Origin of the sequence: Caloramator sp. E03 (genome assembly GCF_006016075.1) — a bacterium.
Lineage (GTDB): Bacteria > Bacillota > Clostridia > Clostridiales > Caloramatoraceae > Caloramator_B.
Genome location: NZ_CP040093.1, coordinates 78,045 through 91,855, shown reverse-complemented (window position 1 = coordinate 91,855; position 13,811 = coordinate 78,045). Strand labels below are relative to the sequence as shown.

General features: G+C 29.4%; 15 protein-coding genes. All 15 read right to left on the bottom strand.

Going from position 1 to position 13,811, the window contains the following annotated elements:
• Positions 1-152 precede the first annotated feature (152 nt).
• The 15 genes from dapG to rimP all read right to left on the bottom strand — a co-directional run bounded on the left by dapG (position 153) and on the right by rimP (position 13,750).
• Positions 153-1,334, bottom strand: a complete 1,182-nt coding sequence (gene dapG, locus FDN13_RS00470) for an aspartate kinase (protein ID WP_138978373.1) — start codon at positions 1,332-1,334, stop codon at positions 153-155.
• A 78-nt stretch (positions 1,335-1,412) separates the two neighbouring features.
• Positions 1,413-1,658 (bottom strand): YlmC/YmxH family sporulation protein, encoded by a 246-nt coding sequence (locus tag FDN13_RS00465; protein WP_168190018.1) that lies wholly within the window; start codon positions 1,656-1,658, stop codon positions 1,413-1,415.
• Between the two features lie 47 nt (positions 1,659-1,705).
• Positions 1,706-2,146: a dUTP diphosphatase gene (dut, locus tag FDN13_RS00460; RefSeq protein ID WP_138978371.1), complete on the bottom strand. Its 441-nt coding sequence runs from the start codon at positions 2,144-2,146 to the stop codon at positions 1,706-1,708.
• Complete coding sequence (locus tag FDN13_RS00455; protein ID WP_138978370.1) at positions 2,143-3,408, bottom strand: M16 family metallopeptidase; 1,266 nt, start codon at positions 3,406-3,408, stop codon at positions 2,143-2,145. The genes dut and FDN13_RS00455 overlap by 4 nt, the downstream gene beginning before the upstream one ends.
• Positions 3,409-3,622: 214 nt before the next feature.
• Entirely contained in the window at positions 3,623-5,737 is a 2,115-nt protein-coding gene (locus tag FDN13_RS00450) for a polyribonucleotide nucleotidyltransferase (RefSeq protein ID WP_138978369.1), read from the bottom strand.
• A gap of 209 nt (positions 5,738-5,946) precedes the next feature.
• Positions 5,947-6,210 carry a 30S ribosomal protein S15 gene (rpsO, locus tag FDN13_RS00445; RefSeq protein WP_138978368.1) on the bottom strand — a complete coding sequence of 88 codons (264 nt, stop codon included), beginning with the start codon at positions 6,208-6,210 and terminating at the stop codon, positions 5,947-5,949.
• Positions 6,211-6,328: 118 nt separating this feature from the next.
• Positions 6,329-7,258 carry a bifunctional riboflavin kinase/FAD synthetase gene (locus FDN13_RS00440; protein ID WP_138978367.1) on the bottom strand — a complete coding sequence of 310 codons (930 nt, stop codon included), beginning with the start codon at positions 7,256-7,258 and terminating at the stop codon, positions 6,329-6,331.
• 11 nt (positions 7,259-7,269) lie between these two features.
• A complete protein-coding gene (gene truB / locus FDN13_RS00435) occupies positions 7,270-8,142 on the bottom strand; it encodes a tRNA pseudouridine(55) synthase TruB (protein ID WP_138978366.1) in 873 nt (290 codons plus the stop codon).
• Positions 8,143-9,111 (bottom strand): DHH family phosphoesterase, encoded by a 969-nt coding sequence (locus tag FDN13_RS00430; RefSeq protein ID WP_138978365.1) that lies wholly within the window; start codon positions 9,109-9,111, stop codon positions 8,143-8,145.
• Complete coding sequence (rbfA, locus tag FDN13_RS00425; RefSeq protein WP_138978364.1) at positions 9,098-9,454, bottom strand: 30S ribosome-binding factor RbfA; 357 nt, start codon at positions 9,452-9,454, stop codon at positions 9,098-9,100. Before rbfA ends, FDN13_RS00430 begins: the two co-directional genes overlap by 14 nt.
• 16 nt (positions 9,455-9,470) lie before the next feature.
• Positions 9,471-11,582, bottom strand: coding sequence for a translation initiation factor IF-2 (gene infB / locus FDN13_RS00420; RefSeq protein ID WP_371414853.1), 2,112 nt, complete (start codon positions 11,580-11,582; stop codon positions 9,471-9,473).
• A gap of 28 nt (positions 11,583-11,610) precedes the next feature.
• Positions 11,611-11,946, bottom strand: coding sequence for a L7Ae/L30e/S12e/Gadd45 family ribosomal protein (locus tag FDN13_RS00415; protein WP_138978362.1), 336 nt, complete (start codon positions 11,944-11,946; stop codon positions 11,611-11,613).
• On the bottom strand, positions 11,933-12,205 hold the full coding sequence (rnpM, locus tag FDN13_RS00410; protein WP_138978361.1) for an RNase P modulator RnpM: 273 nt from the start codon (positions 12,203-12,205) through the stop codon (positions 11,933-11,935). The genes FDN13_RS00415 and rnpM overlap by 14 nt, the downstream gene beginning before the upstream one ends.
• On the bottom strand, positions 12,202-13,278 hold the full coding sequence (gene nusA, locus FDN13_RS00405; protein WP_138978360.1) for a transcription termination factor NusA: 1,077 nt from the start codon (positions 13,276-13,278) through the stop codon (positions 12,202-12,204). The genes rnpM and nusA overlap by 4 nt, the downstream gene beginning before the upstream one ends.
• 13 nt (positions 13,279-13,291) lie before the next feature.
• Positions 13,292-13,750: a ribosome maturation factor RimP gene (gene rimP, locus FDN13_RS00400; protein ID WP_138978359.1), complete on the bottom strand. Its 459-nt coding sequence runs from the start codon at positions 13,748-13,750 to the stop codon at positions 13,292-13,294.
• Positions 13,751-13,811 lie beyond the last annotated feature (61 nt).

Sequence of the window (13,811 nt, the reverse complement as noted above, 5' to 3'; positions counted from 1 at the left end):
GCAAAATATAAACAAAAAACAAGTTTTTTATTTTTATAATAGCATTATTTAAGCTTTCAAAAATATAAACCCCTTAAATCTTAATTGCCAATTACTTTATATTGGCATTAGAAGATTTATGGGGTTTACTAGTTTATAGATATATTTATATATTATAGTTCAAAAGCTTTATGAAGAGCATTAATAGCCTTTATAGTATCTTCTTCCTTTACAAGACACCATATTGTAGTGTGAGAATCTGCTGTTTGGAGTACCTTAATATTATTATCTTTTAATGTCTTTAATATTTTTGCCATTACTCCTGGTACTCCTCTTATTCCATTTCCTATAGCTGCAATTTTACTACAATTGTTTATAATCTTATAGTTATATTTTTTTGCATCTAAAATATACTTAATTTTATCAGAATCAGAACTATCAATAGTAAATACTTTATAATTAGGAAATATATTTATTAAATCAATACTTATTCCATACTCAGCAAGCAAATCAAATAATTCATCATTATCTTTTTCTTCATCTTCAAACATAATACTAACTTGTGTTCTATTTGGCAAATGAGTAATACCTGTTATTAACTTTTTATTATAAACTTCTGAACTTATAATAGTACCTGGAGCATTTGACATTGTATTTTTAATATATAAAGGAATGTTTCCTCTCATAGCATACTCTACCGCTCTTGGATGTATAACCTTTGCACCTTGATCTGCAAATTGAAATACTTCATTATAATTTATTTTTTCTATTATTTTAGCATCAGGTACAATTCTTGGATCTGCCGTCATTATTCCATCAACATCTGTAAATATTTCAATAGCTTCAGCCCTAAGAGCTTCACCTAAAATCGCGCCTGTAACATCACTTCCTCCACGACCAAGAGTAGTAAAATCTCCATTTTCAGTCATACCTTGAAAACCTGTTACTATAGGTATAATTCCTTTATTTAATAGTTCCAATATATTTGAAGTTTTTATAGTTTTTACTTCAGCATTTCCAAAGTTATTATCAGTGATAATCCCTGCTTGACCTCCTGTTAGTACTTTAACTTTATATCCCTTTTTTATAAATATTTCAGATAATACGACAGCTGATATTATTTCTCCGCAGCACATAAGTAAATCTATTTCTCTTTTATTTGAATCGTTTTTACTATTTATCAGTGATAATAGTGTATCTGTAGCATAAGGATCTCCTTTTCTTCCAATAGCTGAAACTACTACAACAGGACTAAACCCCCTATTTATTGCATCGATAACCTTGTCGCAAACCATTTCTCTTCTCTGATGAGTTGCAACAGATGTTCCCCCAAATTTTTGAATTAAAATTTTCATATAAAAGCCCCCTTATAGTTGTAAAACACAATTAACTAATATATATTATACAACTATATAGAAAGGTTGTGAAAAAAATTATATTTTGTGATCAAAAATTATTGTTTTCTCACATACTTTCATCATATCTTCCCATGGTAGTTCAATCATTGTATTATCTTTAAATGCAAAAAGTGAACCTTTTCCTTTATTAACTTGTATACCTATTATATTTCCGTTTGTTCTATCAAAAACAATTTCACTATCTCCTAAATATCCATATTTATCTCCATTAAATACATTAATAATTTCAAGATTAACTAATTCTGATAACTTTTTGCTCATCATAACACCTCCTTTTATACTAATTAATTATATTAAAAAAAAGTGGTTTATAGACCTGTTGATCCAAAACCACCTTTATCTCTTTCAGTTTTATCAAGCTCATTAACCTCAATTATTTCAGGTACTTCTATTTTATTAATTACCATTTGAGCTATTCTGTCACCTCTGTTTATTTTAAAGGGCTCACTACCAAAATTTATCATAATCACATTTATTTCACCCCTATAATCACTATCGATTGTTCCAGGAGTGTTAACAAATGATATACCATATTTTATTGCTAATCCACTACGAGGTCTTATTTGTGCTTCATAATATTTTGGAAGAGCAATTGCTATACCCGTTGGTATCATTTTTATCTCGCTTGGGTTTATAATTACAGGTTCAGCTACATTTGCATAAAGATCCATTCCAGCAGAACCCGATGTCATAAACTTTGGAATAGGTAAATCCTTGGCATTTTCAAGCCTTTTTATATAAAGCTTCATATCCTTCCTCCTAAAGCCTTTTCTAGTTTATATTCATCTATGTTGCGCCCAACGGCAGCTGCTGAAAGTATACCTTCCTTAAAAACAATATCTAATACTTCATCAACATCGTTAATTGTAATCATATCTATTTTATTTAATATTTCTTTTGGTTCAAACACTTTACCTAACATAAGCTCTGACTTTCCCATACTAAACATTCTGCTTGACATGCTTTCAAGGCCTAAAATATAGTTTCCTTTTAATTGTTCCTTTGCCTTTGTTATATCATTTTTACTCATTCTATGTTTTAGTATTTCATTTATTTCATGTAGTATAAGTTCCATGGCACTATTAATATATTGTTCGTTTAAAGCAAAATATATATTAAATGTTCCTACATTTTTGTAAACAGAAGGAAATGAATATATGGTATATACATATCCTTCTTCTTCCCTTAATTTTTGAAATAATTTAGAGCTTGTTCCTCCTCCAAAATAATTATTTATGGCAAGTAGAGTGTAAAGCTTATCATTTCCAAGTTCTATTCCATTTAAAGTTAATGCAACATGGATTTGTTCAATATCTTTGTTTTTAACAATTAAATCTTTTTTTATCTTAGGATAAGATAAAGAAAGATTTAATTTATTTTTATTATGCATTGTACCAAATGTTTCATTAAGTTTTTTAATTAATTTATCCTCTTCAAAGTTACCAGTTATTGATATAACAATATTTTCTGGTACATAAGTTTCATTAAAATAGTTTATTATTTTTTCTTTATTTAATTCCTTTATTGTTGTGTTAGTACCAAGAATAGGATAAGATAAAGGATCTTCTCCCCATGTTGCAATTGAAAGAATATCAGAAACAAGATCTTCAGGAGAATCTTCATACATATTTATTTCTTCTTGAATAACACTTTTTTCTTTTTCTATGTCTATCTGAGCAAACTTAGGATTTAAAAGCATATCACTTAATACATCAATTCCAATGTCATAATGTTCATCAAGCATCTTAATATAAAAACAAGTAGCCTCTTTACCTGTAAAAGCGTTAATTTGTCCACCAAGTTCTTCAATTTCGCTGGCTATTTGTTTTGCAGTACGATTTTTTGTACCTTTAAATAATATATGTTCTATAAAATGAGATACTCCATTATTGATTGTGTTTTCATAACGTGAACCACTTCCAATCCAAATTCCAATACTTATTGAGTTTACATAAGGAATATACTCAGTTATTACTCTTATATTGCTATTTAATATATATCTTTTGAACATATAGTCCTCCTGTGTTATAAATACAAATTTAAATATAATACATCCTTTTAAAACTAACATTATTAATTATAAATAATTATTTCATTATAAGCAACAGCATTGAAATAATATAATAAACATTATAAATGAATTCATGAAATGTTAACATAATATATTTTATGATAACATCATAATAAAAAAATTAAAAAAGGCTTTTATAAAAAGCCCTTTCATATTATTTGCTTTCTTTTTTGTTTTCTGTTTCTTCTTTCTTGATTGCATCTTTTCTTGAAAGATTAATACGTCCTTGATTATCTATATCTGTTACTTTAACAAGTATTTCGTCTCCTACGTTTACTACATCTTCAACTTTATTTACCCTCTCATTAGCAAGTTTTGAAATATGTACAAGTCCCTCTTTTCCTGGGAGGACTTCAACAAAGGCACCAAAACTTGTTATTCTATTAACTCTACCAAGATATATTTCTCCCACTTGTATTTCTTTTGTAATGCCTTCAATTATTCTTTGAGCCTTTTTACCATTTTCTACATCAGGTGCACATATAAACAACCTTCCATCATCTTCAATGTCAATCTTAACACCTGTTTCAGCAATTATCTTATTTATTGTTTTTCCTCCAGGCCCAATTACATCTCTTATCTTATCAGGATCTATCATCATTGTTATTATTCTTGGAGCATATTTTGAAAGTTCTTTTCTTGGTTCTGGTATTACTTTTAGCATTTCATTTAATATAACCATTCTTGCTCTTCTAGCTTGTTCTATAGCCCTTTTTATAACCTCATTTGGTAAACCAGTTATTTTTGTATCTACTTGTATTGCAGTAATACCTTTTTCAGTACCTGCAACTTTAAAATCCATGTCTCCAAAGAAATCTTCTATACCTTGTATGTCAGTTAGAACCTCAGCTTTTGTAAGATCATCGTTTGTTACAAGCCCCATGGCTATTCCAGCAACTGGCCTCTTAATTGGAACTCCTGCGTCCATAAGAGAAAGAGTACTTGCACATACGCTGGCTTGAGATGTTGAACCATTAGAACTTAAAACCTCTGATACAAGTCTTATAGTGTATGGAAACTCTTCTTCTGATGGTATTACAGGCTCTAAAGCTCTTTCTGCAAGTGCTCCATGCCCGATTTCTCTTCTTCCAGGACCTCTTAAGAATTTAACTTCTCCAGTAGAGTATGGAGGGAAGTTATAATGATGCATATATCTTTTAGACTCTTCATCTCCAAGCCCATCAAGTACCTGAACATCTCCTAATGCACCAAGAGTTGCTGCTGTTAATACTTGAGTTTGACCTCTTTGGAATAAACCTGAACCGTGGGTCCTTGGTAGCATTCCAACTTCACAATAAAGAGGTCTAATATCTTCAAATCCTCTTCCATCAGGTCTCCTTTTATCCCTTAATATCATTGTTCTAACATGTTCTTTCATTATTCTGTACATAACATCATCTACGTCTTTTTCTGCATCTGGGAAAATCTCTGCAAAGTGTTCAAATACTTCTTGTTTTACTTCATCGGTTTTATTTTGTCTTTCTTCTCTATCTGTATACTGAAGTGCTTCCCAAAGCTTATCAGTACAATATTCTCTAACTGCCTTTTCTATTTCCTCTGGAACATGATAAAGCTCTGGTATAACTTTAGGCTTTCCTATTTCTTTTGTAACATCTTCCTGAAATTTAATGATATCCTGACAAGCTTCAAATCCAAACATTATTGCGTCATACATTATATCTTCTGGAATCTCATCAGCCCCAGCTTCTATCATCATAACTCTTTCCTTTGTTGCACATACAGTAAGATGAAGATCGCTTTTTTCCCTCTCCTCAATAGAAGGGTTAATTATAAATTTACCATCTATTCTTCCAACTAAAACAGCTCCTACTGGTGTATTAAAAGGAATATCAGAAATACATAATGCAAGGGATGCTCCATTTATTGCAAGAATCTCAGGAGGATTATCAGGATCTACTGATAATACTGTACAAATTATTTGCACATCATTTCTGTACCCTTTTGGGAATAAAGGCCTAAGCGGTCTATCAATAGCCCTTGCTGATAATATTGCTTTTTCGGTTGGTTTTCCTTCTCTTTTTATAAAACCTCCTGGTATCTTACCAACAGCATAAAGCCTTTCTTCGTAGTCAACACTAAGTGGGAAAAAATCAATCCCTTCTTTTGGTTCTGGGGCTGCATTTGCAGTAACAAGGACTACTGTATCGCCATAGCTTATCATTACTGCTCCATTAGAAAGTAGAGCATACTTGCCTATATCAGCCTTTAATAATCTATTGGCAAAAGTAGTCTCAAAAATTTGTTGCATTAATTAACCTCCTTTCAAAATTAAAGCTACAAATGTATAAAATTTTTAAAAAAGTTTATACAATAATAGTTTTAGTATATATAGATAAAATTATTATTATTTATTTAATAGAATTCGAATAACATAGTTAATTATACCATAATTACCATAATAATTGCTAACTTTTTAATATAAATAATAAAGGCGGTTTAACCGCCCCATCAATTGAACTATTTTCTTATACCAAGTTCGTTAATTAAATAACGATATTTTTCAATATCAGTCTTCATTAAATAGTTTAATAAACCTCTTCTTTGACCAACCATTTTTAAAAGACCTCTTCTTGAATGATGGTCTTTTTTATGCATCTTAAGATGTTCAGTTAAATGATTGATTCTTTCTGTTAAAATTGCAATTTGTACTTCAGGTGAACCAGTATCACCTTCATGCCTTTCAAACTTTTTAATTATTTCCTGTTTTTTTGCTTTATCCATTATAACACCTCCAAATTATTATAAACGCCTAATACAAAGTTTACGCCGGAGATACTATAAACTTTGTATAGGTTACAAAGTTTATTATAACAGAATAACATTTTGATGTAAACAATAATTATTTTAATTGGAAATATTCCTTTGCAATATTTATATCCTTATAAACTCTACCTTTAAGCTCAGATATGTTACTAAATTTTTTTTCATCCCTTAGAAATTTCAAAAATTCAACTTTGATTGTTAAATTATAAAGATTTATATTACTATTTATATCCAAAATATGGGTTTCAAGTATTCTTTCATTATTTTTAATTGTTGGTGTAAATCCTATATTACTAATGGAGGGGTAAGCCTTGTCTCCTATATATGTTTTTGTCATATATACTCCATTTCTTAAACAAAGATCTAATGGAATACTTAAATTAGCAGTAGGAAAACCTAATTTATTGCCAAGATGCTTACCTTTAACTACTTCACCATAATAAAATAAATTATAGCCAAGCATTAGATTTGCATCTTCTATTTTTCCTTCTTCAATTTTTTTCCTTATTAAACTGCTTGATATGTTAATATCATTATAAGTCACTTTGTCTATTATTCTTAATTCGTATCCATATTTTAGTTGATAATTTTTTAAGAAATCTTTGTTACCTATTCCATACTTGCCAAATGTAAAATTATATCCACAAATAATAGCTTTTGCATTAAATCTATTGCATAAATAATCAATAAAAGTGCTAGGTTCTATATCTGCAAATTCTTTATTGAAATCTAAAAAAAATACATAGTCTACACCAAGAGATTCAAATATTAAGGCTTTTGTTTTATTGTTAGTTATTAGTTTTATACTGTACTCTGGTTTTAAAACATTAAATGGATGCTTATTAAAAGTTAAAACAGCACTTTTTATTCCTTTTGATTTTGATAATGAAACAGCTTCATTTATTAGCTTTTTATGGCCAATATGAACGCCATCAAATGTTCCAAGAGCAATACATAAATCCTCTTCAACTTTTATGTTCTGTATTTTGTCTTCAACAACTATCATATCATACACCTTTATACTAAAAGTTTTTCAACTAAAACATTTCCATTATATATTTTACCTATAGCTAAAAATTCATCTGGTTCAATATATATCTTTACTTTCTCATTATCTTTAAACTCAGAAAAATTTGATATAGGGAATTTATTTCCGTTAATAATGTTTTTGTAAAATTTTTTATCTACATATAAATTTTTCATTTCTAATGCATAATCTGTTCTTATTGCTATTTTTTTTATGTTTTCAAGAGATATCTCATCTAAAATATGACTATTTTCTAAAGTGAATTTTCCTGTTTGAGTTCTTATTAGAAAACTCATATAAGCTCTACAACCAAGCTTTCGTCCTATATCTGTACATAGACTTCTTATATATGTTCCTTTAGAACATGTTACTTTTAGCATTGCAGTTGGAGGAGTAAAGCTCAAAATATTAATATCGTATATAATTACTTCTCTTTCATTGATATCAGGAATTATTCCTTGCCTTGCAAGCTCATAAGCTCTTTTACCATTAACCTTAACAGAAGAAAATATAGGGGGAACCTGTATAATCTTCCCCTTAAAACTATTAGTTACGTTTTTAAAAAATGTATAGTCAATATTTTCATAATTTAAATCTACATTAAATAATTTTTTCCCATACTTATCATAAGTGTCAGTTTCATTTCCAAATGTTAACTCACAAATATATGTCTTTTTATCATTCATTATATAATCAACTATTTTTGTTGCCTTACCTATACATATAGGAAGAACGCCACAGGCTCCGGGATCTAAAGTCCCTGTATGACCAACTTTTTTTTCTTTTAAAGTTCTTTTAACATAAGAAACTACATCCTGCGAGGTCATTCCAGGAGGTTTTAAAACATTTATTATGCCATTCATTTATTTTATCACTTCCAAAGATTCTTTAATGGCATTTAAAACTTTATTCTTTACTTCATTTATATTTCCTTCAATAGTACAGCCTGCAGCTTTAATATGTCCTCCTCCATTAAACTTGCTTGCTATTTGACTAACATCAATATAATTTTTAGATCTTAAACTTACTCTACATTTTAAATCATCAATTTGTTTAATAAAAATACCAACTTCAACCGTATCGATGTTTCTTGCATAGTTTACAAAATCTTCTGCATCGTTTTCATTTGCATTACATTCTTTTAGCATTTCATTAGATAATGTTAAAAGAGCTACTTTGTTATTAAAATGAACTTCTAAAGTAGGAAGTACTTTACCTAATAGTTTAATTTGATACATTGTTCTTTCATCATAAATTTTACTATATATATCAGAAAATTTTATGCCTGTATTTATTAAATCTCCCACTATGCTAAAAGTAATAGACGTTGTATTTGTATATTTGAACCCTCCTGTATCTGTAAGAATTGAAGTATACAAACACATTGCAGTGTCATAGTTTATATTGTATCCATTTAGCTTAAGAATTTGATATATTATCTCGCCAGTACTTGAAGCATTAGAATCAACATAATTAATATTACAGTTTAAACTATTAGAAATATGGTGATCTATGTTTATACTTATATCACAATTGTTAATTAAATCCTTTAATTCTCCAAGCCTTAAAATATCAGCACAATCAAGTATTATAAGGCAGCTATATCTGCTTTGTTTATTGCATTCAGTTTTTATATTTTTATAACCTGGTAAAAAAGAATATTTTTCAGGAAGATTTTTCTCTACAAAAACATCTACTTTTTTACCGGATTCAATTAATGTATTATACAAACCAAGCATCGAACCTATACTATCGCCATCAGGAGATACATGGGATACAATTGCAAAATCATCATAGCTTTTTAATACTTGCCCTATTTTATTTAGTATCATCGTTGTTTATCCCTTTTAATATATTTGATATATGCATCCCATGTTCTATCGATTTATCAATTTCAAAAACCATTTCTGGAACATATCTTGCTTTAATTTTACTTCCTACTTCTTTTCTTATATATCCTGATGCACTTTTTAGTCCTTCTATACACTTTTCTTTTACTTCTTCGTCTCCTAATACACTAATAAATATTTTTGCATATCTCAAATCTTTTGTAACTTCTACATGAGTAATAGAGGTTAGCATGGGAACTCTTGGATCTTTTAATTCGTTTTGTATTATATTGCTTACTATTTTTTTTATTTCCTCTGATAATCTTGATGTTCTGTCAAATCCCATATTATACACCTCTTTATTATCTTTTTACTTCTTCAATAGTAAATGCTTCAATTACATCATTTTCTTTTATATCATTAAACTTTTCAATTGTTAACCCACATTCAAAACCTGCAGCTACTTCTTTTACATCATCTTTAAAGCGTTTTAAAGATGCCAGTTTGCCTTCATAAATTACTATTCCATCTCTAATAACTCTAACACTATTGTTTCTATTAATTTTTCCATCTTCAACATAACAACCTGCAATAGTACCTATAGAAGAAACTTTAAAGGTATTTCTAACTACAAGTCTTGCAGTTACGACCTCTTTATACTCAGGTTCAAGCATACCTTTCATAGCTGCCGTAATATCATCTATTGCTTCATATATTATTCTATATGTTTTTATTTCAACTTTCTCTTTTTCAGCAAGCTGAACAGCCATTGGTTCTGGTCTTACATTAAATCCTATAATAAGAGCATTTGACACTGATGCAAAGGTTACATCTGTTTCAGTTATAGCTCCAACTCCTCCATGTATTACATTTACTCTAACTTCATTATTGGATAATTTTTCTAATGACTGTCTTATTGCCTCTACAGAACCTTGAACATCAGCTTTTACAATTATATTTAAGTCTTTAACTTTACCTTCTTGAATTTGGTTAAAAAGATCTTGTAAAGATACCTTTGAAGTACTTGCGTAATGCTGTTCTCTCTCTTTATTTTTTCTAATTTCTGCAATCTCTCTTGCAGCCTTTTCATCAGCAACACAATACATTATATCCCCTGCATTAGGTACTTCTGAAAATCCAAGAACTTCCACAGGAATGGACGGAGATGCAGATTTTACCTTTCTACCTTTGTCATCAACCATTGCTCTAACTTTTCCATAAGCTGTTCCAGCTACAATGCAATCTCCTATTTTTAAAGTTCCTTTTTGCACAAGAACTGTTGCAACAGGTCCTCTTGCTTTATCAAGTTTAGCTTCAATTATTGTACCCTTTGCACTTCTATTTGGATTTGCTTTAAGTTCTTGCATTTCTGCTACTAATAGTATCATTTCAAGAAGATTGTCTATTCCTTCTTTTGTTCTTGCTGATACAGGAACACATATTGTGTCGCCACCCCAGTCCTCAGGAATAAGACCATATTCTGTCAGTTCTTGCTTAACTCTATCAGGATTTGCACCACTTTTATCAATTTTATTTATTGCAACTATGATTGGCACTTTTGCTGCCTTAGCATGATTTATCGCTTCAACAGTTTGAGGCATAACACCATCATCGGCTGCAACTACGAGTATGGCAATATCTGTAACTTTTGCCCCTCTTGCTCTCATTGCAGTAAATGCTTCATGACCAGGTGTATCTAAGAATACTATTTTACTATCATTTATATCAACAGTATAAGCACCTATATGTTGTGTTATACCTCCAGCTTCAGTATCCGTTACTCTTGAATGTCTTATTGCATCGAGAAGAGATGTTTTACCATGATCAACGTGCCCCATAACGGTAACTACAGGAGGTCTTGAGACTAAAGACTTTTCATCATCTTCAAAATCATTAATTAACTCTTCTTCTTTTTCCTTTTTTACCTCTTTTTCAAGAATTATATTATATTGTTCAGCTATTTTTTCTGCAACTTCAAAAGTTATTTCATGATTTATTGAAGCCATAACTCCATTTAAAATAAGCTTTTTTAGTACTTCTGCAACAGGTTTTTTTATTTTTTTAGCAAAATCACCTACTTTTATACTTTCAGGAATAACTACAATACCAATTTCTTCTTCCAATGAACTATTCTCTATTTTTTCTTGCTTAACTAATGCTTTTTTATTTTTCTCTAATTTATTAGATTTTTTTCTTGCTTTATTATTTTTTTCATATTCAATATCAAAATAATCAATATCTTCAAATTCATCTTCAACTGTGTTTTTTTCTTCTTCTATTTCATTTACATTGCTATTTTTAACTTGAGGTTTATTATCATTATTATTAGCTTTTTTATCGTTTATTTTATTTTTTAATTCTTCAACAAATTCTATTACAATATTAGCTTCATCTCCTTCAAGGACACTCATGTGATTTTTTACTTCTATACCGAACTCTTTATTGAGAAGTTCAATTAATTCCTTACTTGACATGTTAACTTGTTTTGCCAATTCATAGATTCTAATTTTTGGCACTATATTCACCCCCATTATTACTTTGGAACTTTTTTATTAATCCATTTGCAAAATTTGTATCTTGTATCCCTAAAACTGCTCTGTCAGGTTTCCCTATTCTCACTCCTATTTCCTGCTTTTTACCAAAAATAATAAATGGTATATTCCTTTCCTTTGCAAGCATAATAAATTTATTTTTTGTATTATCACTTGCATCCTCTGCAATTATAATTAAAGAACACTTTTTTTTTCTAATTGACTTCTCAACACTTTCATCGCCTGAAAATAGTTTACCTGATTTTTGTATCAATCCAATGAACGAGTAAATATCATCCATTTTCATTCATAAGCGCCTCTCTTAATTTATCATATAAATCATCGGATATTTTAGTCTCAAAAGCTTTTTCAAATCTTTTAGCTTTTACACATTTTTCAAAGCAATCAATATTTCTGCAAATATATGCACCTCTTCCGGCAGCTTTACCTGTAAAATCTATTTTAATTTCCCCTTCTTTATTTTTAACAACTCTAATTAATTCTTTTTTGGGCTTCATTTCTTGACATCCAAGACACATTCTTAGTGGAACTTTTTTTACTTTCATTCTGTTTCATCTCCTTGCATATTATTTTCCATTTCAGATTGTGCCTGTGATTGACTTTTAATATCTATTTTCCATCCTGTTAATTTTGCTGCAAGCCTTGCATTTTGACCTTCTTTACCAATAGCCAAAGAAAGCTGGTAATCTGGAACTATAACCTTTGCACTTTTTTCATCTTCGTTTACTTCAACGCTTATTACCTTTGCAGGGCTAATAGCATTTGCAATAAACTCTGAAGGATCTTTGCTCCACTTTACAATATCTATTTTTTCTCCTTTAAGTTCATTAACTATGTTTTGAACTCTTATACCCTTTGGACCAACGCATGCACCTGTTGGATCCACATTTTCGTCTTTCGAATGAACAGCTATTTTTGTTCTAGATCCTGCTTCTCTTGCTATACTTTTTATTTCAACAATTCCTTCAAAAATTTCAGGTACTTCTAGTTCAAACAATCTTTTAATTAGCCCTGGATGTGTTCTGGAAATAACAATATTTGGTCCTTTAGGTGTTTTTTTAACCTCAACTACATATAATTTTAATATATCACCATGATTATATTCTTCATTTGGCATTTGTTCATTAGGTGCAAGTAAAGTTTCGGTTCTTCCAATATCAACAAGAACATTTTGCTTTTCCTTTTTTTGTACTACCCCTGTAATAAGATCATTTTCTTTTTCAATGAATTCTTTATATATTATTTCTCTTTCAGCTTCTCTTATTTTTTGTATAACACTTTGTTTTGCTGTTTGAGCTGCAACTCTTCCAAAATCCTTTGGGGTAACTTCAACATCGACAATATCTCCAATATTATATTTTAAGCTTATTTTTCTTGCATCTTCAAGGCTTATTTCAAGAAGATTATCATAAACCTCTTCTACTACTTCCTTTTGAGCATAAACATGAATTTCACCAGTATCCCTATTGACATTTACCTTTACATTCTGTGCTGTCCCATAATTCTTTTTATATGCTGAAACAAGAGCTGATTCTAAAGCTGTAAATATGATCTCTCTGTCAATTCTTTTTTCTTTAACCAGCTCCTCCAGCGCTTCAATTAATTCAATAGTATTCATCTTAATACCTCCTTTAAAAACTACATAGCTTTACATTAGAGACTTTTGTCCTATCAATTTTTAATATATTATCATTTATCGAAATCAAAATGTTTTTTTCTTCAAGACCAAGTAGTGTTCCTTCAATAGTTTTTTTACCTTCAATAGGTTCAAAAAGTTTTATTTTTATTTTCTTGCCTACATTTCTTTCAAAATCCCTATCTTTTTTTAATGGTCTTTCTATTCCTGGTGATGATACTTCAAGATAGTAGCTAAAATCTATAGGATCTACTTCATCAAGTTTATTACTTAAAACTCTACTAAGACTTGTACAGTCATCTATAGTTACTCCACCTTCTTTATCAATATAAACTCTTAAATACCATTCGTTATGTTCTCTAACAAATTCTACATCTACAATTTCTAAACCTAACTCATTAGCTATTGGTAAAGAAATTTCATGAACTAATTTTTCTATATATTCAACATTCATAAGCTATCCTCCTTTTCTTTTCTCTATTATTTGTTATTAGCAAAGTGTTATTCACAACATA

Bases quoted from the DNA above. Each gene is read 5' to 3' on its own strand.
- dapG (WP_138978373.1), bottom strand. From the start codon at position 1,334: ATGAAAATTTTAATTCAAAAATTTGGGGGAACATCTGTTGCAACTCAT.
- FDN13_RS00465 (WP_168190018.1), bottom strand. From the start codon at position 1,658: ATGAGCAAAAAGTTATCAGAATTAGTTAATCTTGAAATTATTAATGTA.
- dut (WP_138978371.1), bottom strand. From the start codon at position 2,146: ATGAAGCTTTATATAAAAAGGCTTGAAAATGCCAAGGATTTACCTATT.
- FDN13_RS00455 (WP_138978370.1), bottom strand. From the start codon at position 3,408: ATGTTCAAAAGATATATATTAAATAGCAATATAAGAGTAATAACTGAG.
- FDN13_RS00450 (WP_138978369.1), bottom strand. From the start codon at position 5,737: ATGCAACAAATTTTTGAGACTACTTTTGCCAATAGATTATTAAAGGCT.
- rpsO (WP_138978368.1), bottom strand. From the start codon at position 6,210: ATGGATAAAGCAAAAAAACAGGAAATAATTAAAAAGTTTGAAAGGCAT.
- FDN13_RS00440 (WP_138978367.1), bottom strand. From the start codon at position 7,258: ATGATAGTTGTTGAAGACAAAATACAGAACATAAAAGTTGAAGAGGAT.
- truB (WP_138978366.1), bottom strand. From the start codon at position 8,142: ATGAATGGCATAATAAATGTTTTAAAACCTCCTGGAATGACCTCGCAG.
- FDN13_RS00430 (WP_138978365.1), bottom strand. From the start codon at position 9,111: ATGATACTAAATAAAATAGGGCAAGTATTAAAAAGCTATGATGATTTT.
- rbfA (WP_138978364.1), bottom strand. From the start codon at position 9,454: ATGGGATTTGACAGAACATCAAGATTATCAGAGGAAATAAAAAAAATA.
- infB (WP_371414853.1), bottom strand. From the start codon at position 11,582: ATGTCAAGTAAGGAATTAATTGAACTTCTCAATAAAGAGTTCGGTATA.
- FDN13_RS00415 (WP_138978362.1), bottom strand. From the start codon at position 11,946: ATGAAAATGGATGATATTTACTCGTTCATTGGATTGATACAAAAATCA.
- rnpM (WP_138978361.1), bottom strand. From the start codon at position 12,205: ATGAAAGTAAAAAAAGTTCCACTAAGAATGTGTCTTGGATGTCAAGAA.
- nusA (WP_138978360.1), bottom strand. From the start codon at position 13,278: ATGAATACTATTGAATTAATTGAAGCGCTGGAGGAGCTGGTTAAAGAA.
- rimP (WP_138978359.1), bottom strand. From the start codon at position 13,750: ATGAATGTTGAATATATAGAAAAATTAGTTCATGAAATTTCTTTACCA.